At 64.4% G+C, this 24,241-nt stretch carries 22 protein-coding genes; 8 read left to right on the top strand and 14 right to left on the bottom strand.

Annotated elements, in window-relative coordinates; translation table 11 throughout:
• Window positions 1–5: 5 nt before the first annotated feature.
• Window positions 6–332, bottom strand: coding sequence for a 2Fe-2S iron-sulfur cluster-binding protein (locus WBF69_RS02645; RefSeq protein ID WP_424260949.1), 327 nt, complete (start codon window positions 330–332; stop codon window positions 6–8).
• A gap of 101 nt (window positions 333–433) precedes the next feature.
• Window positions 434–1,456 carry a bile acid:sodium symporter family protein gene (locus tag WBF69_RS02640; protein WP_424260947.1) on the bottom strand — a complete coding sequence of 341 codons (1,023 nt, stop codon included), beginning with the start codon at window positions 1,454–1,456 and terminating at the stop codon, window positions 434–436.
• A gap of 80 nt (window positions 1,457–1,536) precedes the next feature.
• On the opposite strand from WBF69_RS02640, the gene WBF69_RS02635 reads away from it, so the two are divergent.
• Window positions 1,537–2,400 carry an AraC family transcriptional regulator gene (locus tag WBF69_RS02635; RefSeq protein WP_424260945.1) on the top strand — a complete coding sequence of 288 codons (864 nt, stop codon included), beginning with the start codon at window positions 1,537–1,539 and terminating at the stop codon, window positions 2,398–2,400.
• On the opposite strand, the gene thpR is transcribed toward WBF69_RS02635, so the two are convergent.
• The 10 genes from thpR to WBF69_RS02585 all read right to left on the bottom strand — a co-directional run bounded on the left by thpR (window position 2,361) and on the right by WBF69_RS02585 (window position 14,043).
• Window positions 2,361–2,888, bottom strand: coding sequence for an RNA 2',3'-cyclic phosphodiesterase (thpR, locus tag WBF69_RS02630; protein WP_424260943.1), 528 nt, complete (start codon window positions 2,886–2,888; stop codon window positions 2,361–2,363). The two genes, WBF69_RS02635 and thpR, sit on opposite strands and share 40 nt — an antisense overlap.
• Window positions 2,885–4,753 carry a cation:proton antiporter gene (locus WBF69_RS02625; RefSeq protein WP_424260941.1) on the bottom strand — a complete coding sequence of 623 codons (1,869 nt, stop codon included), beginning with the start codon at window positions 4,751–4,753 and terminating at the stop codon, window positions 2,885–2,887. The genes thpR and WBF69_RS02625 overlap by 4 nt, the downstream gene beginning before the upstream one ends.
• Before the next feature lie 140 nt (window positions 4,754–4,893).
• The gene (locus tag WBF69_RS02620; protein ID WP_424260939.1) at window positions 4,894–6,357 is read right to left on the bottom strand and encodes an N-acyl-D-amino-acid deacylase family protein; all 1,464 of its coding nucleotides are present in this window, start codon (window positions 6,355–6,357) and stop codon (window positions 4,894–4,896) included.
• 3 nt (window positions 6,358–6,360) lie between these two features.
• The gene (locus WBF69_RS02615; protein ID WP_424260937.1) at window positions 6,361–7,245 is read right to left on the bottom strand and encodes a MurR/RpiR family transcriptional regulator; all 885 of its coding nucleotides are present in this window, start codon (window positions 7,243–7,245) and stop codon (window positions 6,361–6,363) included.
• Between the two features lie 14 nt (window positions 7,246–7,259).
• Window positions 7,260–8,531 (bottom strand): amino acid deaminase, encoded by a 1,272-nt coding sequence (locus tag WBF69_RS02610; RefSeq protein WP_424260935.1) that lies wholly within the window; start codon window positions 8,529–8,531, stop codon window positions 7,260–7,262.
• 19 nt (window positions 8,532–8,550) lie between these two features.
• The gene (locus tag WBF69_RS02605; RefSeq protein WP_424260933.1) at window positions 8,551–9,516 is read right to left on the bottom strand and encodes an ABC transporter ATP-binding protein; all 966 of its coding nucleotides are present in this window, start codon (window positions 9,514–9,516) and stop codon (window positions 8,551–8,553) included.
• Window positions 9,509–10,585 carry an ABC transporter ATP-binding protein gene (locus tag WBF69_RS02600; protein WP_424260931.1) on the bottom strand — a complete coding sequence of 359 codons (1,077 nt, stop codon included), beginning with the start codon at window positions 10,583–10,585 and terminating at the stop codon, window positions 9,509–9,511. Before WBF69_RS02600 ends, WBF69_RS02605 begins: the two co-directional genes overlap by 8 nt.
• Window positions 10,582–11,493 (bottom strand): ABC transporter permease, encoded by a 912-nt coding sequence (locus tag WBF69_RS02595; RefSeq protein WP_424260929.1) that lies wholly within the window; start codon window positions 11,491–11,493, stop codon window positions 10,582–10,584. Before WBF69_RS02595 ends, WBF69_RS02600 begins: the two co-directional genes overlap by 4 nt.
• Complete coding sequence (locus WBF69_RS02590) at window positions 11,490–12,428, bottom strand: ABC transporter permease (RefSeq protein ID WP_424260927.1); 939 nt, start codon at window positions 12,426–12,428, stop codon at window positions 11,490–11,492. The genes WBF69_RS02595 and WBF69_RS02590 overlap by 4 nt, the downstream gene beginning before the upstream one ends.
• 28 nt (window positions 12,429–12,456) lie before the next feature.
• Window positions 12,457–14,043 (bottom strand): ABC transporter substrate-binding protein, encoded by a 1,587-nt coding sequence (locus WBF69_RS02585; RefSeq protein WP_424260925.1) that lies wholly within the window; start codon window positions 14,041–14,043, stop codon window positions 12,457–12,459.
• Between the two features lie 114 nt (window positions 14,044–14,157).
• Between WBF69_RS02585 and WBF69_RS02580 the strand changes: the two genes are divergently transcribed.
• The 6 genes from WBF69_RS02580 (at window position 14,158) to WBF69_RS02555 (ending at window position 21,094) form a co-directional block, all read left to right on the top strand.
• Window positions 14,158–14,553 carry a RidA family protein gene (locus WBF69_RS02580; RefSeq protein WP_424260923.1) on the top strand — a complete coding sequence of 132 codons (396 nt, stop codon included), beginning with the start codon at window positions 14,158–14,160 and terminating at the stop codon, window positions 14,551–14,553.
• Between the two features lie 148 nt (window positions 14,554–14,701).
• The gene (locus WBF69_RS02575; protein ID WP_424260921.1) at window positions 14,702–15,658 is read left to right on the top strand and encodes a TAXI family TRAP transporter solute-binding subunit; all 957 of its coding nucleotides are present in this window, start codon (window positions 14,702–14,704) and stop codon (window positions 15,656–15,658) included.
• Window positions 15,659–15,740: 82 nt separating this feature from the next.
• The gene (locus WBF69_RS02570; protein WP_424260919.1) at window positions 15,741–17,762 is read left to right on the top strand and encodes a TRAP transporter permease; all 2,022 of its coding nucleotides are present in this window, start codon (window positions 15,741–15,743) and stop codon (window positions 17,760–17,762) included.
• Window positions 17,762–18,172: a DUF1850 domain-containing protein gene (locus WBF69_RS02565; protein ID WP_424260917.1), complete on the top strand. Its 411-nt coding sequence runs from the start codon at window positions 17,762–17,764 to the stop codon at window positions 18,170–18,172. Before WBF69_RS02570 ends, WBF69_RS02565 begins: the two co-directional genes overlap by 1 nt.
• A 56-nt stretch (window positions 18,173–18,228) precedes the next feature.
• Window positions 18,229–19,626 (top strand): DUF2868 domain-containing protein, encoded by a 1,398-nt coding sequence (locus WBF69_RS02560; protein WP_424260915.1) that lies wholly within the window; start codon window positions 18,229–18,231, stop codon window positions 19,624–19,626.
• The gene (locus WBF69_RS02555) at window positions 19,619–21,094 is read left to right on the top strand and encodes a DUF3482 domain-containing protein (protein ID WP_424260913.1); all 1,476 of its coding nucleotides are present in this window, start codon (window positions 19,619–19,621) and stop codon (window positions 21,092–21,094) included. The genes WBF69_RS02560 and WBF69_RS02555 overlap by 8 nt, the downstream gene beginning before the upstream one ends.
• Before the next feature lie 61 nt (window positions 21,095–21,155).
• Here WBF69_RS02555 and WBF69_RS02550 read toward each other — a convergent pair whose 3' ends face one another.
• Together WBF69_RS02550 and WBF69_RS02545 are read right to left on the bottom strand one after the other, a co-directional pair.
• Window positions 21,156–22,052 carry a TPM domain-containing protein gene (locus tag WBF69_RS02550; RefSeq protein ID WP_424260911.1) on the bottom strand — a complete coding sequence of 299 codons (897 nt, stop codon included), beginning with the start codon at window positions 22,050–22,052 and terminating at the stop codon, window positions 21,156–21,158.
• A complete protein-coding gene (locus tag WBF69_RS02545) occupies window positions 22,049–22,663 on the bottom strand; it encodes a LemA family protein (RefSeq protein ID WP_424260909.1) in 615 nt (204 codons plus the stop codon). The genes WBF69_RS02550 and WBF69_RS02545 overlap by 4 nt, the downstream gene beginning before the upstream one ends.
• 255 nt (window positions 22,664–22,918) lie before the next feature.
• Here WBF69_RS02545 and WBF69_RS02540 point away from each other — a divergent pair.
• The coding region (locus WBF69_RS02540; RefSeq protein WP_424260907.1) for a DEAD/DEAH box helicase at window positions 22,919–24,241 on the top strand (1,323 nt) is incomplete at its 3' end.

The raw sequence follows: 24,241 nt of genomic DNA, 5'->3' as shown, positions 1-24,241 counted from the left end.
CAGGACTAGGAAGGGGTTCCGACACGATGATGAACCGGCTCGACATCCTGAGTCAGCTCAACGTCATGGGTCAGCCATAACTGGCACACCAGCCTGTAGCCCTCGTCCAGGAGTCCGCCGAGCTGCTTTTTTTCCTTCCAGTTCGGGGCAGGCAGATGTTCCGCCCCGTCCAGAATCTTGCAGGCGCACGTAGCGCATTTGCCCATGCCGCACTTGTAGGCCAGATTGGGATGTGGAAACTGTCGAATGCCGGCGCGAACGACCAGATTGGTGTTTTCCTGCACTTCGCCCAGGTAAATCTGCCCACCTTTGTGGAAGGTAACTTTCACCATGAAATCAATCTCACCATTAAATGCCGATTTCTGGATATTGTATACCGTTTTGGGGAAAGTGCATCGGGAGTATCCCTGAGGGGCTCTCGCTCCAGGGGACCTCAACGACTGGCGCGAGCGGGCATCCCCTTCAGTCCGAGCGCCTCGGATTCTCTCCGTAGCAGATAGCGCTGGGCCAGCACGGCACACACCATCAACTGGATCTGGTGAAAGATCATGAGCGGCAGCAGCACAGGGCCAATAGCGCCTGCGCTGAACAAGACGCCCGCCATCGGCACTCCGGTGGCCAGGCTCTTTTTCGATCCGCAGAAAACGATCGTGATCTCATCTTCGAGCTTGAACCCCATGCGCCGGGTCGACCAGGTGTTCAGGCCCAGCACAAAAGCCAGCAGCACCGCACAGACCGCCACCAGCAACGCCAGGGAACCCGTGTCCACCTGCTGCCACAGGCCGCCGACGACCGACGCGCTGAAGGCGGTGTACACCACCAGCAGGATCGAACTCTGGTCGACATTGCGCACGAGGCGGCGATGCCCGTCCATCCAGCGGCCAAGCCAGGGGCGCGCCAGATGGCCCAGGACGAAGGGCAGCAGGATTTCCAGGCTGATCCGTCCGATGGACTGCAACAAGGACCCCGAGCTGAGCGCCGATGTATCCGCCGTCAACAACAGCTGCAGCAACAAGGGCGTGATCACGATGCCCAGGATGCTGGACGCGGAAGCCGCGCAAACCGCCGCCGGGATATTGCCCCGTGCGATCGAGGTGAAGGCGATCGCAGATTGCACGGTACCCGGCAGCACACACAGGTAAAGCACCCCGATGTAAAGCGGCATGCCCAATAGCGGCACCAGCACCGGGCGCAAAGCCCACCCCAGGACCGGAAAGATCACGAAGGTCCACACGAATACGACGATGTGCAGGCGCCAGTGCATCACCCCAGCCAGAATGGCCTGCCGGGACAGCTTCGCCCCGTGCATGAAGAACAGCAAGGCGATCGCCGCCGAGGTCAGGTGCTTGAAAAATACAGCCCCCTGCCCATGCGCAGGCAGTAAGGTGGCAGCCGCCACGACGGCGATCAGCGTCAGGGTGAATCGATCAAAAAGTAAGCGTAATTTGGTGGACATGCCATCGATCTCGCAACAGTTTCAGAGCCAGCGGATTCAGCTTAAACTGCAAACAGACAGACGTCTGGCGCTAAATGACAATGAAACATTCCCAAAGCGACAATAAAACCTCTGAAGCATCGTCGGAAAACAAGCGTCCCGAACGCCCCAGAACACTGCCTCGCCCCCTCTACGGCAGCGTAGACCAGCACCCCAACATCGTCCGCACCCGCCCGCATCACCACCGATGGGCCCAGCTGTCCTATGCCATCCAGGGGCATCTCCAGGTCTGGACGCCCAAGGCCCATTTCATTGCGCTCCCGCACCGGGCGGTCTGGATTCCCGCCCGCGCCCAGCATCAGGTCCGCCAATCGCCGCAGGCCGTCATCCGCAGCCTGTATCTGGACAGCGACGCGCTGGGACTGGACTGGCCCGACTTTCGTGTGCTGGCGGTGTCTTCCCTGCTGCATGAGCTGATCCGGGAATTCGCTCTGCTGCCCAGCGCCTATGAAGAAAGCGGCGCCGATGGCCGGCTGGCGCACGTGTTGGTCGACCAACTGGCAAAGGCGCCAGAAGTCGGCCTCGTCCTGCCCTGGCCGACGGACCCCCGGCTGGGCACCATCTGCCGCCAATTGCAGAATGATCCGGCCGCGGATATGGATCTGAAGACCTTGAGCACGCAGCTGGGTGTCTCGACCAGAACACTGACCCGGATATTCCAGCGACAAACCGGCCTCGGGTTCAGACTCTGGCGTCAACGCGCCCGCCTCGTACATGCTCTGCCCCTGCTGGAACGCGGCGACAGAATCACCGACGTCGCCCTGGCATGTGGCTACGACAGTCTGTCCTCGTTCATTGCGACCTTCCGGGAATACACCGGGTCCACACCCGGCATTTTTGCAGTGCACGCGGGGGCCGGATCCGTTCAGGCGCTCACCAGCGCTTGTTCCCCCAGCACCTGGTAATACGATCCCGTCTCACGCGGCGTCGAGGCCACGAGCACCAGGCGATGGGCGGCCCAGATGATCGGCCTCGCCGGCGCAAGCGCCGACAGATCGCCGTCGCCGGCCTTGCGCAGCAGCGACACATGGGGACGAAAGGTGTCATCCGGTCCGGGCAGGCCCAATGCCGCCAGATCCCGCCATAAAGACTGATGCAAGGCGAGCAGCCAGGGCGCCACAGCAGATGGTCCCGCCCAGACGATGCGCGGTCCCCGAAACCGCCCGAAGCGATCCAGCATCAGTGTGCCGCCAGGACCACGCGGCGACCGCAGCAATGCCACCAGATCCGGCACCAGATCGGCCTCGACCGCCCCCAGAAACGCCAGCGTCAGATGCAGCGTATCCGGTCGCATGGGACGCCCTCCGCAGCACGCGTGGGCCCGCTGGACCCAGGGCTGCAGAGCCTGCACGACATCCGCATCGGGCCACAAGGCGTAAAACAGGCGGCTCATAAGCGTTTTGGCGCTTCAGGCGGGTTCGGGCCCGTCGGGGCCGCCTCGGGCGGCGTGACAGCCTGTGCGCCCGCATCGGCATGCAGGCCGATGATGGTCCAACCGGCCTCGGGTTCGAGGTCCTGGTCCAGCGTGAAGGGGATGGCGTAGCCCTTGGGATTCACGGCAAACAGCGGCACGGTGATCGCGCCAGGGTCCTGCTCGCGGTAGCGCTGGAAGCCAAAGCTTTCACTGAGTTGCGTGGCCCGGATGCGGGCGCCTGCCGCCAGCAGGCCGGAGAGCTTCCAGTAGCCCATGCCCGGCGCAAACAAGGTACGGCCACGGTATTCAGGGTCGACGGCATGGCGCTCTGATGGGTCACCATCCTGCGACAAAGGCAGGCTGAACACCTTCTGCTTGCCGAACTCGTCCCGACCGCGCACCATCACCAGCTGGTTGGCCTGGTCACGCGTGCCCAAGGCCAGCAGGCGGCCCAGACCGGTCGTATCCAGGTTGCGCTGGGCGTGTTCGGACAGTGGATTGCCGTGATAGGTGGGCAGGCCCATCATGCGCGCTTTCGACAGGCTGTACCAGTCGCTGTCACACAGGCGAATGGGAATGCCCTGCTTGTGCAAGGCCTGGCCAATGGCGCGCGCCACCGGGTTGGCCCCCGAGATCAAAAACCCCACACGATCGGGTTCGACCGACCGCAAGAGCTTGGCCACCGGGCGCGCCGTCAGGCTCTGCCAGACCACCGTCCCGATGATGACCAGGAAGGTCATGGGCAGCAGGCGTTCGGATTGCGGCACATCCAGGGATTCCAGCCGCAAGGCAAACAGGGCGGACACGGCGGCCGCCACAATCCCGCGCGGGGCGATCCAGGCCAGCAGGCTGCGTTCGCGCCAGTTGAGCTGGGATCCCCAGGTAGAAAACAGCACCTTCAGCGGTCGCCCGATCCACAGCATGCAGGCCAGGACCGCCAGCGCTGGCCAGCCCAGCCCCAGGATCTGGTCGGGCGCCACGCGGGCGGCCAGCAGGATGAACAGGGCCGAGAGCAGGATCTGGCTGAGCGTTTCCTTGAATTCCAGGATATCGTGCACCGGCACCCCCGGCCGGTTGGCCAGCCAGATCCCCATGATGGTGACCGTGAGCAGACCGGATTCATGCTGGATGAGGTTAGACACGGAAAATGCCAGGAAAACGGAGGCCAGCACACACAGATTGAGCAGCGCATCAGGCACCCAGCCACGGCGCAACACGACTGCCAGCATCCAGCCCGCCGCGATCCCGAAAAACAGGCCGGTGGCAATGGTGCCCCCCAGGGACAGGAGGGCATGTGCCCAGGCGTGCGTCGACCGCAAGGCGACCATCAGATCGTATGACAACACCGCCAGGATGGCACCGACGGGATCGATCAGGATGCCTTCCCAGCGCAGCGCATGCGCCACGGGGCCGACTGGCTTGACCGTCCGCAGCAGCGGCGCAATGACGGTCGGGCCGGTGACACAGGTGATGGCCCCGAACAGCACGGCGAGATCCCAGGGAAAATCCAGGAAGACATGGACGGCCACTGCCGCCACGCCCCAGGTGATGAGCAGGCCGCCACTGACCATACGACGCACGACTTGTTTCAGGCCCTTGGTCTGGTGAAACTCAAGGGTCAGGCTGCCTTCGAAGAGGATGACCGCCACCGCCAGCGAGACCACGGGAAACAGCAAGGGACCGAACAGATCATCGGGCTTGAGCCAGCCTGCCAGCGGCCCGACGGCAATGCCGGCCAGCAGCAGAAACAGGATGGCCGGCACCCGTAGTTTCCAGGCCAGCCATTGGGCCGCCATGGCGACCACACCGATGCCGGCCAGCAGGAATTCAGGACTCGTTGTCATGGTTGCGGTTTCCTTGGTGCAATGCGTACCACCAGTGCTGCAGCCGGGTCCGCATCCCTTGCGACCGCATCTGGCGCCAGCCCCTCGCAATCCATAGGATAGATGGGTTTTTTCCTGACCGCCAGGAAAGCATCAGCGCGCTAACCCGCCGTCTTGGCGCGCGAAACAAAGCGCCCGGCGCGCCCGACGCAGACCCGGGCCTGCGCGGTATAGCTGAGACATCCATTGACCCAGACCTGCTCGATCCCCTCGCTGAATTGGGCGGGCGAGGCGTAGGTCGCGCAATCCCGCACCCGATCCGGGTCCAGCACCACGATGTCGGCAAAATCGCCGGCCTGTAATCGCCCCCGGCCTTCCAGGTGATAGCGTCCGGCGGACAGGCCCGTCATCTTATGAATCGCTTGTTCCAGCGGCAGCAGGCCCTTGACCCGCCAATACTGATCCAGCACGCGGGGAAAGGCGCCCCATAAGCGCGGGTGCGGTCGTTCATCGTGGGGCAGGCCGTCGGACCCGATCATGGTCAGCGGATGGCAGACCACCCGGTCCACGTCGTCCTGATGCATCTGAAAGTAGCAGGCGCCGCCCGGCTGCAGCCGGCGGCAGGCCTCGACCTGGGTCACGCCCCAGTCGGCAGCGATATCGGCCAGATAGCGGCCCGCCATATCGGGGTGCGGCACACTGCCCGTGATCAGGATATCGATGATGCCATCGACCAAGTCGTCGCGCAGCACCGTAGAGCCAGCGGTATAGGGGTAGACGTCAAGACCGATAGGTTGCTGCTGCGCCAGTTGTTCGATATGGGCCAGGGTTTCCTTGGTGCGCCCCCAGTTCATCGGCCCCGCGCATTTGTGATGCGACAGCACCAGAAAGGCGCCCCCCATGCGAGCGGTCAAGGCGGCTTCGTCGATGGCTTCCATGATGCCCTTGAGTTCGTCGCGGATGTGGGTGGCGTAGACACCCTGATACGGGGCTATGACACGCACCAATGCCGCCAGCTCATCGATATCCGCCGCATAGGCCGGACGGTAGAACACGCCCGACGACAAGCCCACCGCGCCCGCCCGCATGGCCGCATCCAGAATGTCGCACATCGCCTGGCGTTCGGCCTCGCTGGCGGGCTGATCCAGATCGGCCATGACCTGCATGCGCAGCGCCGTATGGCCGATCAACAGGGCAATGTTGACCGCCGGCTGGACGGCATCGACCGCCGCCCGATAGGATGGCACGTCGGGATAGCGGAACTGCTGGTGGCCCAGCAGAGACAGCGGAGCGGCGGGATCGTCCGTGACCATCGGCACCAGCGAAATCCCGCAGTTTCCACCGACGACCGTCGTGATGCCCTGGGATAGCTTGGGCAACATCTCGGGCCGGTCCAGCACGATGGCGTCATCGTGCGTATGCACATCGATGAACCCCGGCGCAACCACCCGCCCGGCGCAATCCACGCGTCGGACCGGAGCGACATTGACGACAGGGGCTATGCCCGGCTCGGAAACGGCGACGACTCGATCGCCGCGGATCCAGACATCGGCACGGCGCAAGGGGTTTTGGGAACCATCGTGCACAAGGCCATTGCACAAAACGGTCAGGGTTGCATCATCCATATTTCAGTAAAGTCCGGTATAGACGGAGCTGTCGACGCCGTGCTGTTCCAGCACGTGCTTGAACTGCTTCAGGTTTTCCAGGGTTTCAGGCCCCAGGTTTTGCGCCACGCGCACCATCAGGATTTCGATCACCAGCAGATGCGCCAGATAGGCTTCCGTGCCTACTCGCATGGTGGTGTCATGCGGCACCGAGACCTCCAGGCACAGGTCGGCGCATTTCGCCAGCGGGGTGTCCGGCTGCGTCAGCGCGACGACGGTGGCGCCCCGGCTGCGCACCAGCCGGGCGGCTTCCAGGGCGAACGGCATGCTGCCCACATGGGAAATCACGAAAGCCACACCCTGTTTGTCCAGAGAACTGGCGGAAATCAGCTGCTGGTGCGGGTCGGAGAAGGCATGCGCACGAATCCCCAGACGAAACAGCCGGGCCTGCAATTCCTGGGCCATGAAGCCGGATGTCGCCCCGACTGAATAGGCATCGACCCGCGAGGCCGACACCAGGCGCTGGGCGACCTGATCCAGAATCGATACGTCCAGGCGCCGCTGCAAGGCCGCCAGCGAGGAGATCGCCCCCTGGATGATCTTGCGGGCCACTTCCGGACCCTCGTCGCTGAGCGAGACGTTGCGATGCAGATGATGCGGCGACAGCGCCAGATCCTGCGCCAGCGCCAGCATGAATTCCCGCACGCTGTCATAACCCAGGCTGCGGCAGGTACGGACCACCGACGGCATGGACACTCCAGCCTGGGCGGCAATCGATTCGACCGTCTGGTTGACCTGGGTAGCGGGATCGGCCAGCAGCACGGCGACCACTTGCTGCTGAGCCTTGGGCAGTGTCGGCAGGGCGGTCCGCAGTCTTTGCTGCAAGCTTTCCTCGGTCCATGTGTTCATGATGTCCGCTCCCGTCAGAACTCGATGGTGATCGCGCCGACGACATCGCCTTGGCCGCCGAGCAACGGCATCCAGGCCCACTTGTCGAAGGTCGTGCAGGGGTGCGAGATGCCCAGCGCCACGCGATCCCCCACCACGGGCGCAGGGCCGGCCGGATCAAAACGCAGGTAGGCATGATGATCGTTCAGGGCCGTCACCGACCAGCCGTCAGGGGCCGGCGCATCGACCGTGGCACCGCAGGGCGCCAGGCGGATCGGCTGGGGCAGCGACAGATCGAAGGAAATATCCCTTTTGCCGCAACCCAGCAAGGCCAGGCCGGGTTCGGGAACGGACTGCACCATCGCCCAGACCGACAAGGCGGGCCGCAAGCTGTCATCCAGCCCGGCGCGGGTTTCGATATTGCGCAGGAAATCCGCGTAAAAACCGTGGTCATGCGCGATATAGCACCCGGACCTGAGCACGCCGCGCAGGGGTCGCGACACCGCAGCCCGCAAGGCGGGCGCCACCACGTCGAAGACCGCCGAGCCTCCGGCGCTGAGAATGATCTTTTCGTCCTCGAACAGGCCGGCACGATCGCAATCCTGGGCAATGTCGCGCACCGCATCCAGGAAAGTCGTTACCGCTGCCTGGTCGCCATGCAGGTCGCAGGCCGCCAGGCCGCCTTCGTAGCACTCGATGCCGCCCAGCCGCAGTGCGCTGCTGTCATGGATGCGCTGCGCCAGGGCCAAGGCCTGCTGCCCCGTCCGGCAACCCGTACGCTGGCCGGCCACGCCGATTTCCAGCAGGCAATCGAAAGGCGTTTGGCGGTTGCGCCGCTGCGCCCAGTGTTCGATGCGCTCGACCTGGGCCACGGAATCCACCAGAAACCACACCCGCAAATCGGCATGCGCATCCAGCAAGGCCGCCAGGCCGTCAAAGTCGGCGTCGGCCACGACCTGGTTGGCGATGATGACACGCCGCGCGCCGGCCCGAATGCCCACGCTGGCCTGCCAGACGGTGGCAAAGGTCAAACCCCAGGCGCCGGCATCCAACTGGCGGCGAAAGATCTGCTGCGACATGGTGGTCTTGCCGTGCGGCGCGAACACAATGCCGTACGATTGGGCGAAGGCCTGCATCCAGCGCAGATTGTGTTCCAGCGCCTCGGCATCCAGCACGGCGATCGGGTAGGGCAGATCGCCCCGGTGCAGATTCCATCCCTGAGCGCCGATCCGTTCGATCGCGCACGGCGCCGCCGCCAAGGGATAACCTTTCCAGCGCCCGTCCAGCACGACAGCATCCTGTGTCATTCTTGCATTCCTATTGAAATCACTCATCCCGCCAACAGGCCGTCCAATGACCGTCGGACAACTGCCGTGGCGTCATGTCATGACTGGCGCAGCGGGCCTCGGCCAGCGGGCAGCGGGTGCGAAACACACAGCCGGACGGCGGGTTGGCGGGGCTGGGCAGATCGCCTTCCAGCAGCGGAATGTCGCGCCGCTGCGCGGGGTCGGGCGCCGGCGAAGCGGCGAGCAAGGCCCTGGTGTAAGGATGCCTGGGGCGAGCATACAGTTCTTTCGTCGGCGCAATTTCCACCACCCGCCCCAAATACAGCACCACCACCCGGTCGCACAAGTATTCCACGACATCCAGATCATGCGAAATGAACAGCATGGTCAAGCCCAGTTCATTGCGAATGTCCGACATCAGATTGATGACCTGGGCCTGGATCGAGACGTCCAGCGCCGACAGAGGTTCGTCGGCCACAATGAAGTCGGGTTCGACCGCCAGCGCGCGGGCAATGCCGATGCGCTGGCGCTGGCCGCCGGAAAATTCATGCGGATACCGGTCGGCGTGATCTTCGTTCAGGCCCACTTGGCGCAGCAGCGCATGAATGCGCGGCAGGCGCGCTGCGCCCCGATGCAAGCCGTGCGTATCCAAGGCCTCGCCAATGATGTGGCGAATGCGCAGGCGCGGATTCAAGCTGGCGTAGGGATCCTGAAAGATCATCTGGATCTGGGCGCGCAGCGGTCGGTATTGGCGCTGGCTGATGCGGGCCAGATCGACAGGTTCCGCCGCGCCCCGATACAGCACCTGACCGGCGCTGGGGTCCGTCAGGCGGGTCAGCATGCGACCGATGGTGGTCTTGCCCGAGCCGGATTCCCCCACCAGGCCGACCGTTTCACCGCGCGCGATGGAAAAATTGACATCCACCACCGCCCGCACGGGAGCGGACGCGGGGCCGAAGTTCTTGCTCAGGCCCTGGATTTCGACAAGGGGCTGATCGCTACTCATGAAGCGTGTCCTTCACCCGGATACAGCGGGCTTCCTGATGTTCATTGACTCGGTACAAAGGCGGCATGGCCAGATCGCATTCGGGCGTCGCTACCGGGCAGCGCGGACGAAAGGCGCAGCCCGGCGGCATGTTGAAGGGGCTGGCCACCTGCCCCTGGATCGCCGGCAAGCGGGGACGATCCGCCGCATTTTCGCTGCGCCGCTGGCGGGCCAGCGCCGGCAGACAATCCAGCAAAGCCCTGGTGTACGGATGCGTCGGCTGGGCGAACAAATGATGGACATCGCCGCGTTCGACGATACGCCCCGCATACATGACTGCGATTTCATCGGCGTATTGCGCCACCACGCCCAGATTGTGCGTGACGAACAGAATGCTCATGCCGGTTTCTTTCTGCAGCCGTCCCATCAAGGCCAGAATCTGCGCCTGGATGGTGACGTCCAGCGCCGTGGTGGGTTCATCGGCGATCAACAGCGTCGGGGTACAGGCCATCGCGATGGCGATCATCACGCGCTGGCGCATGCCGCCCGACAGCTGATGGGGGTATTCATGCAGACGGCGGGCCGCTGCGGGAATTTCCACCATGTCCAGCATGCGCTGGGCATGCGCCAAGGCGCGTTTCTGGTCATAGCCCCAGTGCAGCCGGACGGATTCGGCGATCTGCTCGCCGACCTTCAGCAGCGGATTCAGGCTGGTCATGGGTTCCTGGAACACCATGGCGATTTCATTGCCGCGCAGGGTGCGAAACTGCGCCGCCGACAAGCCGATCAGGTTGATGATTTCGCCGTTGCGCCGCTGAAAATACGCCTGCCCGCCGACCACGGGATGAGAGCCGCGATCATGCAGCCCCATCAGGCTGAGGTTGGTGACGGATTTGCCCGAACCGGATTCCCCCACCAGCGCCAGAGTGCGCCCTGGGGGCACGGTGAACGACACATCCGAGACGCTGTTGATCCGACCGCGTTCGGTCATGAAGGACGTGGACAGGCCCTCGACCCGCAACCGGGGGGTGTCCGCCCCGGCCTGCGCCGCTTCTGTGGCGGGCGCAGTCGCCGACAACAGGGGGCTCATGTGTTCTTCCTCAGTTTCGGATCCAGGGAATCGCGGATGCCATCACCCACCATCTGCAAAGACAGCGAGGTCAATACGATCGCCAGCCCCGGATAAATGATGGTCCAGAACGCCTTGTCCATATAGTTCAGGCTGCCGGCGATCATCGTGCCCCAGGTCGGGATGGTCGGCGGCACGCCGACCCCCAGGAAGGACAGACCGGCCTCGGCCAGGATGGCATAGGCGAAGATGAAGGTCAGCTGCACCAGGATGGGCGACACCAGGCCCGGCAGCACGTGCATCCACAGGATCTTCCAGGTGGGCGTGCCCAGCGCACGGGCTGCATCCACATACAGCAGGTCGCGCAGCACCAGGGTCGACGCCCGCGCCACACGCGCCACGCGCGGGGTGTAGACGATGACCAGAGCCAGCACCACGTTCCACAGCGACGGCCCCAGGATCGACACCAGCGCAATCCCCAGCAGAATGTCGGGAAAGGCCATCATGGCATCGATGACGCACATGACGGCGCCATCGATCTTGCGGAAATAGCCGGACAGGATCCCCAGCAGAGTGCCGAGAATCACGGCGCCGATGGCGGTGGCAAAGCCGATCATCAAGGAATAACGACCGCCATATGCCACGCGCAGCATGACGTCGCGCCCCAGCTGGTCGGTGCCGCCCCAGAATTGCCAGGACGGAGCCTGCAAACGCTGGCTGATGGAAATGGCGTTGGGGTCGGTGCCCGACAACCACGAGATCGACAGGGCCAGCGCGATGATCAGCAGCAACAGGATTGTCGACAGCACCACCACGCGGCGGGCGAACAATCGACGCACCCAGATCCGCCCAGGGCTGTCGCGGCGCCGGCGCGGCGCGGGCACGGTGGTATCCAAAGCGACGGCGGCGGCATTCGAGGGGGCGTTCATCGCACTCTCCGGATGCGCGGGTCGATCACGGTATACAACAGATCAATCATGAAATTGATGACGACATAAATAAAGGCGACGACGAGCAGCGTGCCCTGGATGACCGGGTAGTCGCGCCGCAGCACGGCTCTCACGACCAGGCCGCCCACGCCGGGCAGGTTGAACACGGTTTCCGTCACGACGGTGCCGCCGATCATCAGTGCCATGGTCAGGCCGATCACGGTCACGATGGGAACCAGGGCATTCTTCAGCACGTGGCGGATGATGATGACCGGCTCGGCCAGGCCTTTCGCCCTGGCCGTGCGCACGTAGTCCTCGCTCAGCGTATCCAGCATGGATGCACGGGTAAAACGGATGATCAGGGCCGAATTCAGGATACCCAGCACCGCCGCCGGCAGGATCATATGGTTCAGTTTCAGCCACAGGCTGGCATCCGGCGGACCGTAGCCCGAGGCCGGCAGCCAGCCCAGCTGCACCGCAAAGATGCGGATCAGGACCAGCCCCATCCAGAAGCTGGGGATGCTGGCTGCGCACATGGCGACGGTGCTGAGCACCTGGTCAGTGCGCGAGCCGCGCCAGACGGCGGCCAGCACACCGCAGGGTACGCCGATCAGCGAAGCGATCAGCACCGACAGCCCGGCCAGCATCAGCGTGGGTTCGGCCCGGTTCCAGAGAACCTCGGTGACGGGCGCCTGCATGAAGATGGACGTGCCCAGATTTCCTTGCAGGACCTGCCCCAGCCACAGCGCGAACTGAGTCGGCAAAGGCTGGTCCAGGCCATACTGCGCACGGACCTGAGCAATGTCACTGGCCGTAGCCTGGTCGCCCAGCAGCACAGCGATCGGGTCGCCGGACGACAGGTGAACCAGAGAAAACACCATCACCGCCACGATCAGCAGTACTACGCAGCCCCCCAACAAACGAGAGGCAAGCATTCTCAAAGCCGTGCGCATCAGTTCCCCATCAGGCCAGTTTGACGTTCCAGAAGGCCGGCCAGGCGCTGGGGTTATAGCCCTGCAGCTTGGCGGACCGGGCCGACAGGCTGTTGAACTTGCCCAGCTCGATGAACGGCACCTGCTCATAGACCAGTTCTTGCACCGTGCCCCACAGAGGGCCGCGCTTGCTCAGGTCCATTTCGCGGTTGAAGGCATCCAGCACCGCCTTCTTTTCCGGGGTTTCCCACCAGCCCGGCGCATTGTCGCCCAGTTGCGGGGGCGAGAGCATGGGTTCAGGGAAGATGCCCGAGTGCGTAATGTAGATGTCCCAGAGCGAGGGATCGTTGCGGCGCTGCAGCAGCGTCGCCCAGTCCACCACCTGCAGATCCACTTCCAGGCCGGCCCGCTTGAACTGCTCGGAGAGCACCAGGGCCATGTTGTAGTGGAACTCGTATTGGCGGCTGGCCAGGATGCGGATGGGCTTGCCGGCATAACCGGCCTTCTTTGCCAGTTCCGCTGCTTTTTTCGGATCGTTGACGTTGTAGCGTTCTTGGCCGGCCAGGGAATAGTACGGCGTGCCCTGGGGGAAGAAATTGGCACCGATGCTGAAGAATTTCGGGTCGCCGAAGGCGGCGGCCATCAGTTCTTCCGCCCCGATGGCGGCTTGGGCGGTCTGGCGCAAAGCAGCCGAATCCAGCGTGCCCTTGGTGTTGAAGACCAGGTAGGGGAAGCCGAAGTTCTTGCCGATCAGCGGCACGACCTGCTTACCACCCTGCTCCAGACGACCGGCGGCCTCGGTCGGCAACAGATCGGCAAAATCGAACTGGCCGGACAGCACGCCCTCGACACGGGTATTGGAATCCGGAACCGGAATGAACCGCAATTCCTGGATGTAGGCGATACGCCGCCCGCCATATCCATCCGGCGCTTCGGTGCGCGCAGCGTACTGGTCGAATTTTTCCAGAATGGTGTATTGATCCGGACGACGTTCTTTCAGGCGATAAGGCCCGGTGCCGATGAATTCCGTCAGTTGGGCGGCAATGGTGCTGGCCGGCATGACGGCAGCCATGCTGGTGGGCAGCGCCAATTGGGCCAGCAGCGGCGCATAGGGGGATTTCAACTTGAAGGTCAGGACGGAATCCGACGCGGCCTCGACCGACACGACCTCGGCTGCCACCGATTTGCCACGCGGCGAGACTTCCATCCAGCGCTTCAACGAGGCCACGACATCGCCGATCTGGACGGGCTTGCCGTCATGGAACACCAGGCCTTTGCGCAAGGGAATGTCGACCTGCTTGCCGCCATCCAGCACCGTTGGCATGGCTGCAGCCAGCATGGGCACAATACGCCAGTGCGAATCGAAGGTATACAGCGGTTCGTAGACGTGCTGCATCAGGGTGCCGACCAGGTCGGCTGTGGTAAACATCGGATCGAGCGTTTGCGGCTCGCCGATCATGGCCAGACTGACGGAATTTTTTCCGTTAGCCGCAAAGGCCGACCGTCCCATCAGGCTGAGGGCCGGCACTCCCAGGGCACCGGCCAGCAAAACCTGGCGCCGCCTGGAATCGAAAGGTTGGCCAGACCGGGATTGGCCAGGAAAAGCGCGCGATTGCATATGTCTCCTCGTTAGTAATAAAATTACATCGACATCCTATTTTGAGGCCGAATTCCTGTCAATATTTTCATGTTCAGGGTTTTCCCTGTAAATTTATTACATCAAGGTCATCACATGTCTTCTTTGCAACTTCTGGGTGGGGAACCCAACGCATCCGATCGCCAGATCCGTCCCTTTTCGCCCGCCGTGCGCGCCGGCGACTTTGTGTTTGTCTCCGGGCAGGTGCCGGTCGACGCACAAGGCGAACTGGTCGCAGGCGGCATCGAAGCGCAGACCCGCCAGGTCTTCGAGAACCTGCGCCGCGCGCTGGCCCTGGCGGGCTGCACCTTGGACGACGTCTGCAAGATCAGCGTCTGGCTGGAAGACGCCCGCGACTTCGGCGCGTTCAACCGCGTCTATATGGAATGCCTGGGCGCGCATCGCCCGGCCCGATCCACGGTCGAATCGCGCCTGATGGTCGACGCCAAGGTGGAAATGGACGTCACCGCCTATAAACCGCAAACCGCTTGATGCCCCTGAACCCCGGTCGTTCACCCGTGCCTCTGCGGGCAAAACCGGGGAAACCGCGCCATTCCTAGGGTGATTCCCAGGTTTGACTGCACGGTGGTCCTGCTACCATGCGAGATCAATCTCCGTCCGTCTCAGAGGAATGCACACCATGAAAATGACGAAATGGCTGGTCACGGTCGCCATGACCGCTGCAGCCGTCGCTTCGGTTCCGGCCCACGCCGACACAAAATTCATCAATATCCTGACCGGCGGTCAAAGCGGCGTCTACTACCCCATGGGTGTCGCCCTGTCGCAGATCTATAACAAGCACATCCCCGACGCCAAATCCACCGCCCAGGTGACGAAGGCCTCGGCTGAAAACATGAACCTGATCCAGGCCGGGCGCGGCGAACTGGCCTTCGCCCTGGCTGATACGGTAGCCGACGCCTATACCGGCAACGCCGAAGCCGGCTTCAAGGCCCCGCTCAAGGATCTGCGCGGCATGACCGGCACTTACAACAACTACATCCAGATCGTGGCCAACGCCGATTCGGGCATCAAAACCCTGGCCGACCTGAAAGGCAAACGCATTTCCGTCGGCGCCGCGCGCTCGGGCACCGAACTGAACGCCCGCGCCGTGCTGAAAGCCGCCGGGCTGACCTATGCCGATTTCTCAAAGGTCGAATACCTGCCCTTTGGCGAATCCGTCGAGCTGATGAAAAACCGTCAGCTGGATGTGACCCTGCAATCGGCCGGCCTGGGCGTGTCCTCGATCCGTGACCTGGCGACCTCGGTGAAGATCGCGGTGGTACCCATCCCCGCCGACGTCGTGGCAAAAATCAACAATGCCGCCTACCAGCCGGCCACCATTCCGGGTGACACCTACGAAGGCATGGAAGGCGACACGCCGACCGTGGCGGTGCCCAACTTCCTGATCACCTCTGCATCCGTCTCCGACGATCTGGTCTACCAGATGACCAAGGTCTTCTACGAGCAGCTGGACACCCTGAAATCCACGCATAATTCCGCCAAGACGATCGAACTGGCCAACGCCCTGAAAGGCATGCCTGTTCCGGTCCACCCCGGCGCCGAGCGCTACTACAAGGAAGTCGGCCTGATCAAATAAGATCAGCGCCACGCACCAAGCAACACCCAAAGCCCCCTCCGGCAACCCCCGAGGGGGCTTATAACTCAACGGAACCCCACTCATGAGTTCTGCACACGATCTCGCCGACAAACCCCTGTCGCGCAGTGTTTTCTGGATCGCAGTGATCTTCTCCGCCTTCCAGATCTGGACGGCGGCCTACAGCCCCTTGTCCAGCCAAGTCATCCGCGCCATCCACGTCGGCTTCGTCCTGCTGATGGTATTCACCTTGTACGCTCGCAGCGGTCGCCTGGGCGCGCTCATCGGCTGGACCCTGGGCGGCATCGGCTTTCTGACCAGCCTGTACCACTGGTTCTACGAAGCCGACCTGACGGCGCGCGCCGGCCAGATGACCGACGCCGACATGGTGATCGGCATCCTCACCATCATCCTGGTCTTCGAGGCCACGCGTCGCATGATGGGCTGGGCGCTGCCCATCATCTGCGGGATCTTCCTGGCCTACGGCCTGTTTGGCCAATACATCCCCGGTCCATTCATGCACCGGGGTTACGGGCTGGACCAGATCGTCAGCACCATGAGTTTCGGGGTCGAAGGCATCTACGGCACTCCCACCTACGTATCGTCCACCTACATCTACCTGTTCATCCTGTTCGGTGCCTTTCTGGAGCAGGCAGGCATGATCAAGCTGTTCAGCGATTTTTCGATGGGCATGGTCGGGCACACGCGCGGCGGCCCGGCGAAAGTCTCGGTGGTCAGCTCCGGCCTGATGGGCACGATCAACGGCTCGGGGGTGGCCAATGTGGTCACGACCGGCCAGTTCACCATTCCGCTGATGAAGCGCTTCGGCTATTCCCCGGCCTTTGCCGGCGGGGTTGAAGCCACGTCCAGCATGGGCGGGCAGATCATGCCCCCGGTGATGGGGGCAGTCGCCTTCATCATGGCGGAAACCCTGAACATTCCTTACATCGAAGTCGTCAAAGCCGCCATCATTCCGGCCATCCTGTATTTCACGACCGCATTTCTGACCGTGCACTTCGAGGCCGGTCGGCGCGGTCTCCACGGCCTGGCAAAGGAAGACTGTCCCGACCCCTGGGCCGCCGTGCGCAAAAGCTGGTATCTGCTGATCCCCCTGGTCGGCCTGGTGGCTCTGCTGTTCTCAGGCTACACGCCGCTGTTTTCGGGCACCGTCGGCCTGGGTCTGACCGTGATCCTGATTTTCGGGGCCGCTGTGATCCAGGGCGCGCGCCCCATGATGCTGCGCTATCTGTTCTGGCTGCTGTTAGGCATCGCCTGCGCCGGCTTCGTAAAATTCGGGGTCACGGATTTCTTCGTCATCATCGCAGTCCTGGTCGCCATTCTGCTGTTTCTACGGCATGGCAAAGACGCGCTCAAACTAGCCTTGAATTCCCTGGCGGAAGGCGCCCGCAACGCCCTGTCCGTGGCGACGGCCTGCGCCCTGGTGGGTGTGATCATCGGCATCATCAACCTGACCGGGGTCGCCGCCGAATTCGGCGGGCAGGTGATCGCCATCGGCGAGGACAGCCTGTTCCTGGCGCTGTTCCTGACCATGATCACCTGCCTGGTGCTGGGCATGGGCATCCCGACGATCCCGAACTACATCATCACCAGCTCGCTGGCGGCGCCGATCCTGCTGAAACTGGGCGTGCCGCTGATCGTCTCGCACATGTTCGTGTTCTACTTCGGCATCATGGCCGATCTGACGCCGCCGGTCGCGCTGGCAGCCTTCGCCGCCGCGCCGATCGCGCGCGAAAACGGGCTGAAGATCAGCATCCAGGCGCTGCGGGTGGCGGCAGCCGGCTTTGTCGTGCCGTACATGGCGGTCTATTCCCCCGCCCTGATGCTGCAAGGCGGCACCGCCTGGGACACGGTCTACATCGTCCTCAAGGCACTGCTGGCCATCACGCTATGGGCAGCCGGCATCACCGGTTTCCTGAAGACCCGGCTTAATCTCTTCGAGCGTGTCTACATCGTGCTGGCCGCTGCGCTGCTGGTGGCCGCCATGCCCCTGACCGACGAGATCGGCTTTGCCGCCACCGCCGTGTTCCTGGTCTGGCATCTGCTGCGCAGCCGGCGCACTCTGCCCCCGCACACCCAGGCTGTCTGATGCTGGGAGCGCTGGGCGTCTGCCTGACGCTGGCGGCGGCCCAGGCGCCGCCGCGCTTTGTCCCCGTCCAGGCCTTCACTCTGGCCTGGACGCATTCCATCGAAAAGATCCGCTGGGAAGAAGACTACCGGGTTCAGGCGGATGCCGACGGCACCCCCCTTTTGATCGCCGGTCATGCCCGCGTCCTGGGTTCAGGGGCCGGCATGGACCCGCCGCCGGATGCGGTGCATCACGCGGACGGCTGGTACGAATATCAGCCGCACACGCCGCCGCTCAGCATCCTGCGCCTGACCCGATCGCCTTACACCGCCGATTATGACTGGTGCGTTGCGGGGCGCTGCGAACCGCTAGGCGCGCTCATCCCGACCGATGGCGACGTGACGCTGCTGCAGCCCTGCCGCCAGCCTTAGCGGACCCGGCCTGTAAAACTCGGTATCATCTTCTTTTTCCCGCATCTTCGGTCTTCATGAGGAACGGCTCTCTTTCTTCTCCCGCTCGCCCCGACGCGCCGCTGCTGCAGCATTGGCGCGCCGAGGCTGTGCGCCTGCGCGAGGCGCACTGGGGGCCGCTGGAAGATCGCGCCGCCTGTCAGGCCGCCTTGCGCGAACCCGCTCGATTAGAGCCACGCATCCTGGCGCGCGCCGCCTGGCTGGCGCGACACGGCACGCTGCAGGACTGCCTGGACCAATGGACCCACGGCGCCCGCTGGGCGCTGATCGTCCTGTGGCTGGCCGCCGGCCTGGCGGGCATCGCGGCGGCGACCGCCGCCCTGAACCAGGGCCAGGGCTCGGTCAACCTGGCATCGGCCCTGCTGGGGCTGCTGGGACTGCACGCCCTGACACTGTTGATCTGGCTCTTCAGCTGCCTGCCGGGCCTGCAGCCCGCCACCGCGCTGTCGCGCGCCTGGTTATGGCTGACTCGCAAGATCGTGCGCGGCCCGGATGCCGCGCTGGCCGCCCAGGCCTTTCTGTCGCTGCTGATGCGCGTGCGGGCCTGGAAACCCACTCTCGGCCTGCTAAGCCACGGCGCCTGGACCACCGCTTATCTGGGCGCCATCCCCACGCTCATCGTGCTGCTGAGCACGCGCAGCTATACCTTTCACTGGGAAACGACGCTGCTGTCGCCGCAGGCTTTCACGGTCTTCAGCCAATGGCTAAGCAGCCTGCCCCGGCTATTGGGCTTCCCGTCCCCCGACCACCAGACCGTGGCCCAGAGCATGGGCGACGCCGCCAGCGCTGCCGCCGCCATCCAGGCCGACTGGTCCCTATGGTTGATCGGCTGTCTGGTCTGTTGGGGCCTGCTGCCCCGCTTGCTGTCCCTGGCCGTCTGCGGCGCGTGGCTGCGCCTGCGCATCCAAGGCCTGAGCATCGACCCCGACTTGCCCGGCTGGCTGGAATTGCGCGAACGCCTGATGCCCACCCACGAAATATTGGGCACGGACGGTCCCGCGCCCCCGGTCGCCCCGGTACGGACCGACGCCCGCGCCGCCCGCCTGCCCGCCCGGCATGCCGCCGTGCTGGCCTGCGAACTGGGTCCGGATCTGCCCTGGCCGCCCGACGGCCTGCCCGGCACCGTGCACGATCTGGGGCGCTGCGACAGCCGCGCCGACCGCCAGCGCATCCGCACGCAGGCCGATGCAGCGCACCTGCTGCTGGTCTGCGACGCTCGGCTGACTCCGGATCGCGGCACTGCCGCCTGGTTCGACGAGCTAAAGCACAGCTGTCCCGACCTGCGGGTCCTGTGCCTGGGCGGCCCCGCCGCACGCCGCCAGGCCTGGGATCAGGTCCTGGCCCGACAAAATCTGCAGCAGGTTCCCGACCTGAACACCTGGCTTGAACACATCGGATCCGCCCGCCATGACTGACGCCACATCCCCCATCGATCTGGCCGTGGTCGGCCACACCAACACCGGCAAAACATCCCTGCTGCGCACCTTGCTGCGCGACGAGCAGTTCGGTGAGGTGGCAGATCAGCCCGGCACGACCCGCCATGTCGAAAGCGCCCAATTGCTGTCGAACAGCGGCAGGCCCATGCTCACCCTGCGCGACACCCCCGGCCTGGAAGACGCCATGGGCGTGTTGGACTACCTGGACCAGCTGATCGCCCCCCAGGAACGGCCCGACGGCCCGGAGCGCATCCAGAGGCTGCTGGACAGCCCCGAATCCGTCGGACGCTTCGAACAGGAATGCCGCGTGCTGTCCACGGTGCTGAGCGCCGATGCCGCGCTGTACGTCATCGATGCCCGCGATCCGGTGCTGCCCAAACACCGGGACGAATTGACGTTGCTGGCGGCCTGTGGCCGGCCCATCCTGCCCATTTTGAACTTCACCCGCAACCCGCTGGCCAACGTCGCGGCCTGGCGCGAAGCCTTGGCGCGGCTTGGCCTGCACACGACCGTGGATTTCGATACCGTAGCCCCGGCGCTGGACGGCGAAAGCCAGATGCTGGATCGCCTGGCGCTGATGCTGGACACGCAGTCCGCCACCCTGGCGGCCTTGCGCACCGACCTGGGCCAGCAGCGCCTCAAACGCCTGCAGGATGCCACCCGTTTGATCGCCGAACTGCTGATGGATGCCGCCGCCTTGCGCCTGCCCTGCGCACAGGACCCCACCGACATGGCCACTGTCACGCTGGTGCTGCGCAAGCGCACACGCGATCGCGAACAGGACTGCGTGCATGCGCTGCTGAAGCGCTACCGCTTCAGCAAAGCGACCTTTCCACACCACCCCCTGCCGCTGGAAGGCGAACGCTGGGGCATGGATCTGTTCAATCCCCAAACACTACGGCATTTCGGCGTCCAGGTCGGAAAAGGTCTGGCCACCGGCGCGATGGCCGGCGCTACGGTGGACATGCTGACCGGCGGCCTGAGCCTGGGCGCCGCCACCTTGCTGGGCGCCGCGATCGGCGGGGCCTGGCAAGGCGCCAATCAATGGGGCAAGCGACTGATGGGCCGTCTGGCGGGCAATATGGAAATGACCGTGGACGATCCGGTGCTGCATCTGTTGGGGCTGCGCCAGCTGGCCTTGGTGCGGGCGCTGGAATGCCGGGGACACGCCGCCATGCGCCCCATTGATCAGGATCTGATGATGCCGGTCGGGGATCTGGACGCGCACGAGCCACCCGCCGACGACGCCACCGAGACGGAACCGTCGAATGGCGCCGACCAAGCGCCTGGCGACGCCCAGCGCCGCCTGCCGGCTGAGGTGCAGACCATTCTGGACGAAGCCCGCACACACCCATCCTGGTCGGCCATCGGCGAGACATCCAGCCCGGATCAGCGTCGTGAACAACTGATCGGCCAGATGGCGCAGGCTCTGTTCCTGGCGCTATAACGCCGATCAGCGGCGGCCGAGCCCGGCAGACACGGGCGGCGGCGCCATGGCGGCAAGCGGCTTACCAGCCGCCGGATGCGCCGCCGCCACCGCCCCGGCCACCGCCGCCGCCTGAACCACCACCAAAGCCGCCACCGCCGCCACCGAAACCACCGCCGAAACCACCGCCTCCACCCCTACCCCCGCGACGACCCGAGCGACCGCGGCCACGACCGAGCTTGTCTGCCACCCCCAGGACGCGTCCCAGCACAGAAAACAGCAGGCCGCCCAGCGCGCCCAGCGCCGCCCACCCCCAGCTGCCCGTCGCGACAAAGACGAAGCCACCCGCCAGCACGGCGCTCAGCCAGAAGGGCATGACCAGCACCAGCACGAGCAAGGGCAGCACCATGGCATAAGGCGCATCGTCGTATTCGCCCGAGGACTCATCCGAGCTTGCAGGCGGCGGCAGGGCTTCGCCCCGCATCAGCATCTGCAAAGCCGACACCCCCGCCTGCAGGCCACTGAACACATCGCCCTGGGCGAAATGCGGCGTGATCTGTTCACGGATGATGCGTCCGGCGGCCACATCCGGCACGGCGCCTTCGAGGCCATAGCCGACATCAATGCGCACACGGCGATCCTGCACCGCCACCAGCAGCAGCACGCCATCGTCGACGCCTTGGCGGCCCACCGCCCACTGATCGAAAACCCTGCGGGCGTATTGTTCGATCGTCTCATTGCCGGTCGTCGGCACCAGCAGCACAAACAATTGCGACCCCTGCTGCGCCGTCAGCGTGCTCACCTGCTGGGTCAGCGTCTGGACCTGGCCGGCATCCAGCGTCTTGCTGAGATCCATGACCGGCGCCGTCCAGGCCGGCACGGGGATGGCGTCCGCATCGGCGTTTTGTGCCGCCGCCGGCCACACCAGGACCGCGCTCAGCAAACACGCCGCCAGACGCCAGACGCCGGTCAGTCTCATTTCGCCGCGCCCGCCGGCAGATCAAAGGTCACCGCAGGGTCCTGCATGACCTTGTCCTCTTTGTCCAGGCCGTACTGCGCCTTGGGCTGATAGCCGAATACACGGGCCGTGATCAGCGTGGGGAACTGGCGGATCGTCAGGTTGTAGGACTGCACGGCGCCCACATATCGTTCCCGCGCGACGGCGATGCGGTTTTCCGCGCCCTCGAGCTGTGTCATCAGGTCGCGAAACAAGCCATCGCTTTTCAGTTGGGGATAATTTTCCGAGACCGCCAGCAGGCGCGACAGGCTGGACCCCAGCGCCCCCTGCGCCTGCTCGAAACGGGCCACCAGCGCCGGATCGGACAGGTCGTCGGCGCTGATCCGGATCTGGCCGACTTTGGCGCGGGCTTCCGTCACCTGCTGCAGCACGGTGCGCTCGTTGACCATGTAGGCGTTGACCGAGGACACCAGTTTCGGCACCAGATCGGCGCGGCGTTCGTACTGGTTCAGCACCTGGGACCAGGCGGCTTTGACCTGTTCGTCCTGGCGCTGGATCTCGTTATAGCCGCAGCCGGACAGCAGCAGCGTCAGGGCTGCCACAGCGGCCAGGTTCAGGTAACGTCGGATCATGCGGACCTCATCGAAACTGCCCCTCGGGGCGAATGTCGTATTTTAGGGAAGCAGTCGTCCAGATAACAGTCCCCATCTACCGGGCAACACGCTATAATCCAGCCTTTCGCGCGGCTTACCAGTCACTGCGCGGCATTCCCCGGACCTCGGCCCACTCTGTGGCGCGGCCGGCGGCACTTTCCAGACTTTTTTCATACGTCGGCCTCGATTGGTATCTCTCAGCTCGAGCGATAGGCGGTCGCTGGAGTCACACTGTTGGACACTTCTATTACTTTTGCCTCGCTAGGCTTGGCAGAACCCCTGCTGCGCGCCGTTCATGACGCGGGCTACACCCACCCCACGCCGATTCAGGCGCAGGCCATCCCGCGTGTCATGGAAGGCGGCGACCTGCTGGCCGCCGCCCAGACCGGCACCGGCAAGACCGCCGGCTTCACGCTGCCGATCCTGCATTACCTGATCCAGCACCCCGCCACCGCCCGCCAAGCCGGTCGTCCGCGCGTACTGGTGCTGACGCCCACCCGCGAATTGACCGCTCAGGTGGAAGAATCCGTGCGCCTGTACAGCCAGCACACGCAGATCCGGTCGATGGTGATTTTCGGCGGGGTGAACATCAACCCGCAGATCAGCGCCCTGAAAAAGCCGCTGGACATCCTGGTGGCCACGCCGGGCCGCCTGCTGGATCATGCCCAGCAAAAAACGCTGGATCTGTCCGGCGTGGAAATCCTGGTGCTGGACGAAGCCGACCGCATGCTGGACATGGGCTTCATCCACGACATTCGCCGGGTGCTCAAGCTGTTGCCGGCCAAACGCCAGAATCTGCTGTTTTCCGCCACATTCTCGGATGAAATCCGCAACCTGGCCCAGGGCATTTTGCGCAACCCCGGCGAGGTCTCCGTGGCCCGCCGCAACACGACGTCCGAACTCGTCAGCCAGCAGGTCGTGATGACCGAGCAATCCCATAAACGCGATCTGCTCAGCCACATCATCCGCGAAAGCGGCTGGCACCAGGTGCTGGTCTTCACCCGTACCAAACACGGCGCCAACCGCCTGGCCGAAAAACTGTCCAAGGACGGCCTGACGGCGGCAGCCATTCACGGCAACAAGAGCCAGGCAGCCCGCACCAAGGCCCTGGCAGGCTTCAAGGACGGCAAGGTCGCCGTGCTGGTCGCCACCGACATCGCCGCCCGCGGCCTGGACATCGATCAGTTGCCCCAGGTGGTGAACTTCGAACTGCCCAACGTGCCGGAAGACTACGTGCACCGCATTGGCCGCACGGGCCGCGCAGGCAGCACCGGTTCGGCCCTGTCGCTGGTGGATCAGTCCGAGATCAAGCTGCTGCGGGCCATCGAACGCCTGACCAAGCAGACCATCGAACCCATCAAGATCGAAGGCTGGAACCCGACCGCGATGGTAACCTCGGATTCCGCGCCGGACGCGCGGGAAAAGCGGGATCAGGCGCGGATGCAAGGCGATCTGCGCGGCGGCGGCGGACATCGTGACGCCGGTCGCGGCGGCAACCGCGACGGCCATCGGCGTTCGTCGTCCGAACCGCGCCACAGCCAGGACACGCGCCGAGGC

Origin of the sequence: Castellaniella sp. (assembly GCF_049673105.1) — a bacterium.
In the GTDB taxonomy this organism is placed as follows: Bacteria; Pseudomonadota; Gammaproteobacteria; order Burkholderiales; family Burkholderiaceae_B; genus Castellaniella.
Note: the sequence above shows the minus strand (reverse complement) of the source record. Positions and strands in the feature narration are given on the sequence as shown.

What these genes read in the sequence shown, in the direction of transcription:
- WBF69_RS02555 (WP_424260913.1), top strand. Translation starts at nt 19,619, where the DNA reads ATGACTGACGCCACATCCCCCATCGATCTGGCCGTGGTCGGCCACACC.
- WBF69_RS02560 (WP_424260915.1), top strand. Translation starts at nt 18,229, where the DNA reads ATGAGGAACGGCTCTCTTTCTTCTCCCGCTCGCCCCGACGCGCCGCTG.
- WBF69_RS02625 (WP_424260941.1), bottom strand. Translation starts at nt 4,753, where the DNA reads ATGACAACGAGTCCTGAATTCCTGCTGGCCGGCATCGGTGTGGTCGCC.
- WBF69_RS02570 (WP_424260919.1), top strand. Translation starts at nt 15,741, where the DNA reads ATGAGTTCTGCACACGATCTCGCCGACAAACCCCTGTCGCGCAGTGTT.
- WBF69_RS02590 (WP_424260927.1), bottom strand. Translation starts at nt 12,428, where the DNA reads ATGCTTGCCTCTCGTTTGTTGGGGGGCTGCGTAGTACTGCTGATCGTG.
- WBF69_RS02610 (WP_424260935.1), bottom strand. Translation starts at nt 8,531, where the DNA reads ATGACACAGGATGCTGTCGTGCTGGACGGGCGCTGGAAAGGTTATCCC.
- WBF69_RS02640 (WP_424260947.1), bottom strand. Translation starts at nt 1,456, where the DNA reads ATGTCCACCAAATTACGCTTACTTTTTGATCGATTCACCCTGACGCTG.
- WBF69_RS02580 (WP_424260923.1), top strand. Translation starts at nt 14,158, where the DNA reads ATGTCTTCTTTGCAACTTCTGGGTGGGGAACCCAACGCATCCGATCGC.
- WBF69_RS02645 (WP_424260949.1), bottom strand. Translation starts at nt 332, where the DNA reads ATGGTGAAAGTTACCTTCCACAAAGGTGGGCAGATTTACCTGGGCGAA.
- WBF69_RS02620 (WP_424260939.1), bottom strand. Translation starts at nt 6,357, where the DNA reads ATGGATGATGCAACCCTGACCGTTTTGTGCAATGGCCTTGTGCACGAT.
- WBF69_RS02550 (WP_424260911.1), bottom strand. Translation starts at nt 22,052, where the DNA reads ATGAGACTGACCGGCGTCTGGCGTCTGGCGGCGTGTTTGCTGAGCGCG.
- WBF69_RS02605 (WP_424260933.1), bottom strand. Translation starts at nt 9,516, where the DNA reads ATGAGTAGCGATCAGCCCCTTGTCGAAATCCAGGGCCTGAGCAAGAAC.
- WBF69_RS02595 (WP_424260929.1), bottom strand. Translation starts at nt 11,493, where the DNA reads ATGAACGCCCCCTCGAATGCCGCCGCCGTCGCTTTGGATACCACCGTG.
- WBF69_RS02585 (WP_424260925.1), bottom strand. Translation starts at nt 14,043, where the DNA reads ATGCAATCGCGCGCTTTTCCTGGCCAATCCCGGTCTGGCCAACCTTTC.
- thpR (WP_424260943.1), bottom strand. Translation starts at nt 2,888, where the DNA reads ATGAGCCGCCTGTTTTACGCCTTGTGGCCCGATGCGGATGTCGTGCAG.
- WBF69_RS02600 (WP_424260931.1), bottom strand. Translation starts at nt 10,585, where the DNA reads ATGAGCCCCCTGTTGTCGGCGACTGCGCCCGCCACAGAAGCGGCGCAG.
- WBF69_RS02545 (WP_424260909.1), bottom strand. Translation starts at nt 22,663, where the DNA reads ATGATCCGACGTTACCTGAACCTGGCCGCTGTGGCAGCCCTGACGCTG.
- WBF69_RS02615 (WP_424260937.1), bottom strand. Translation starts at nt 7,245, where the DNA reads ATGAACACATGGACCGAGGAAAGCTTGCAGCAAAGACTGCGGACCGCC.
- WBF69_RS02575 (WP_424260921.1), top strand. Translation starts at nt 14,702, where the DNA reads ATGAAAATGACGAAATGGCTGGTCACGGTCGCCATGACCGCTGCAGCC.
- WBF69_RS02635 (WP_424260945.1), top strand. Translation starts at nt 1,537, where the DNA reads ATGAAACATTCCCAAAGCGACAATAAAACCTCTGAAGCATCGTCGGAA.
- WBF69_RS02565 (WP_424260917.1), top strand. Translation starts at nt 17,762, where the DNA reads ATGCTGGGAGCGCTGGGCGTCTGCCTGACGCTGGCGGCGGCCCAGGCG.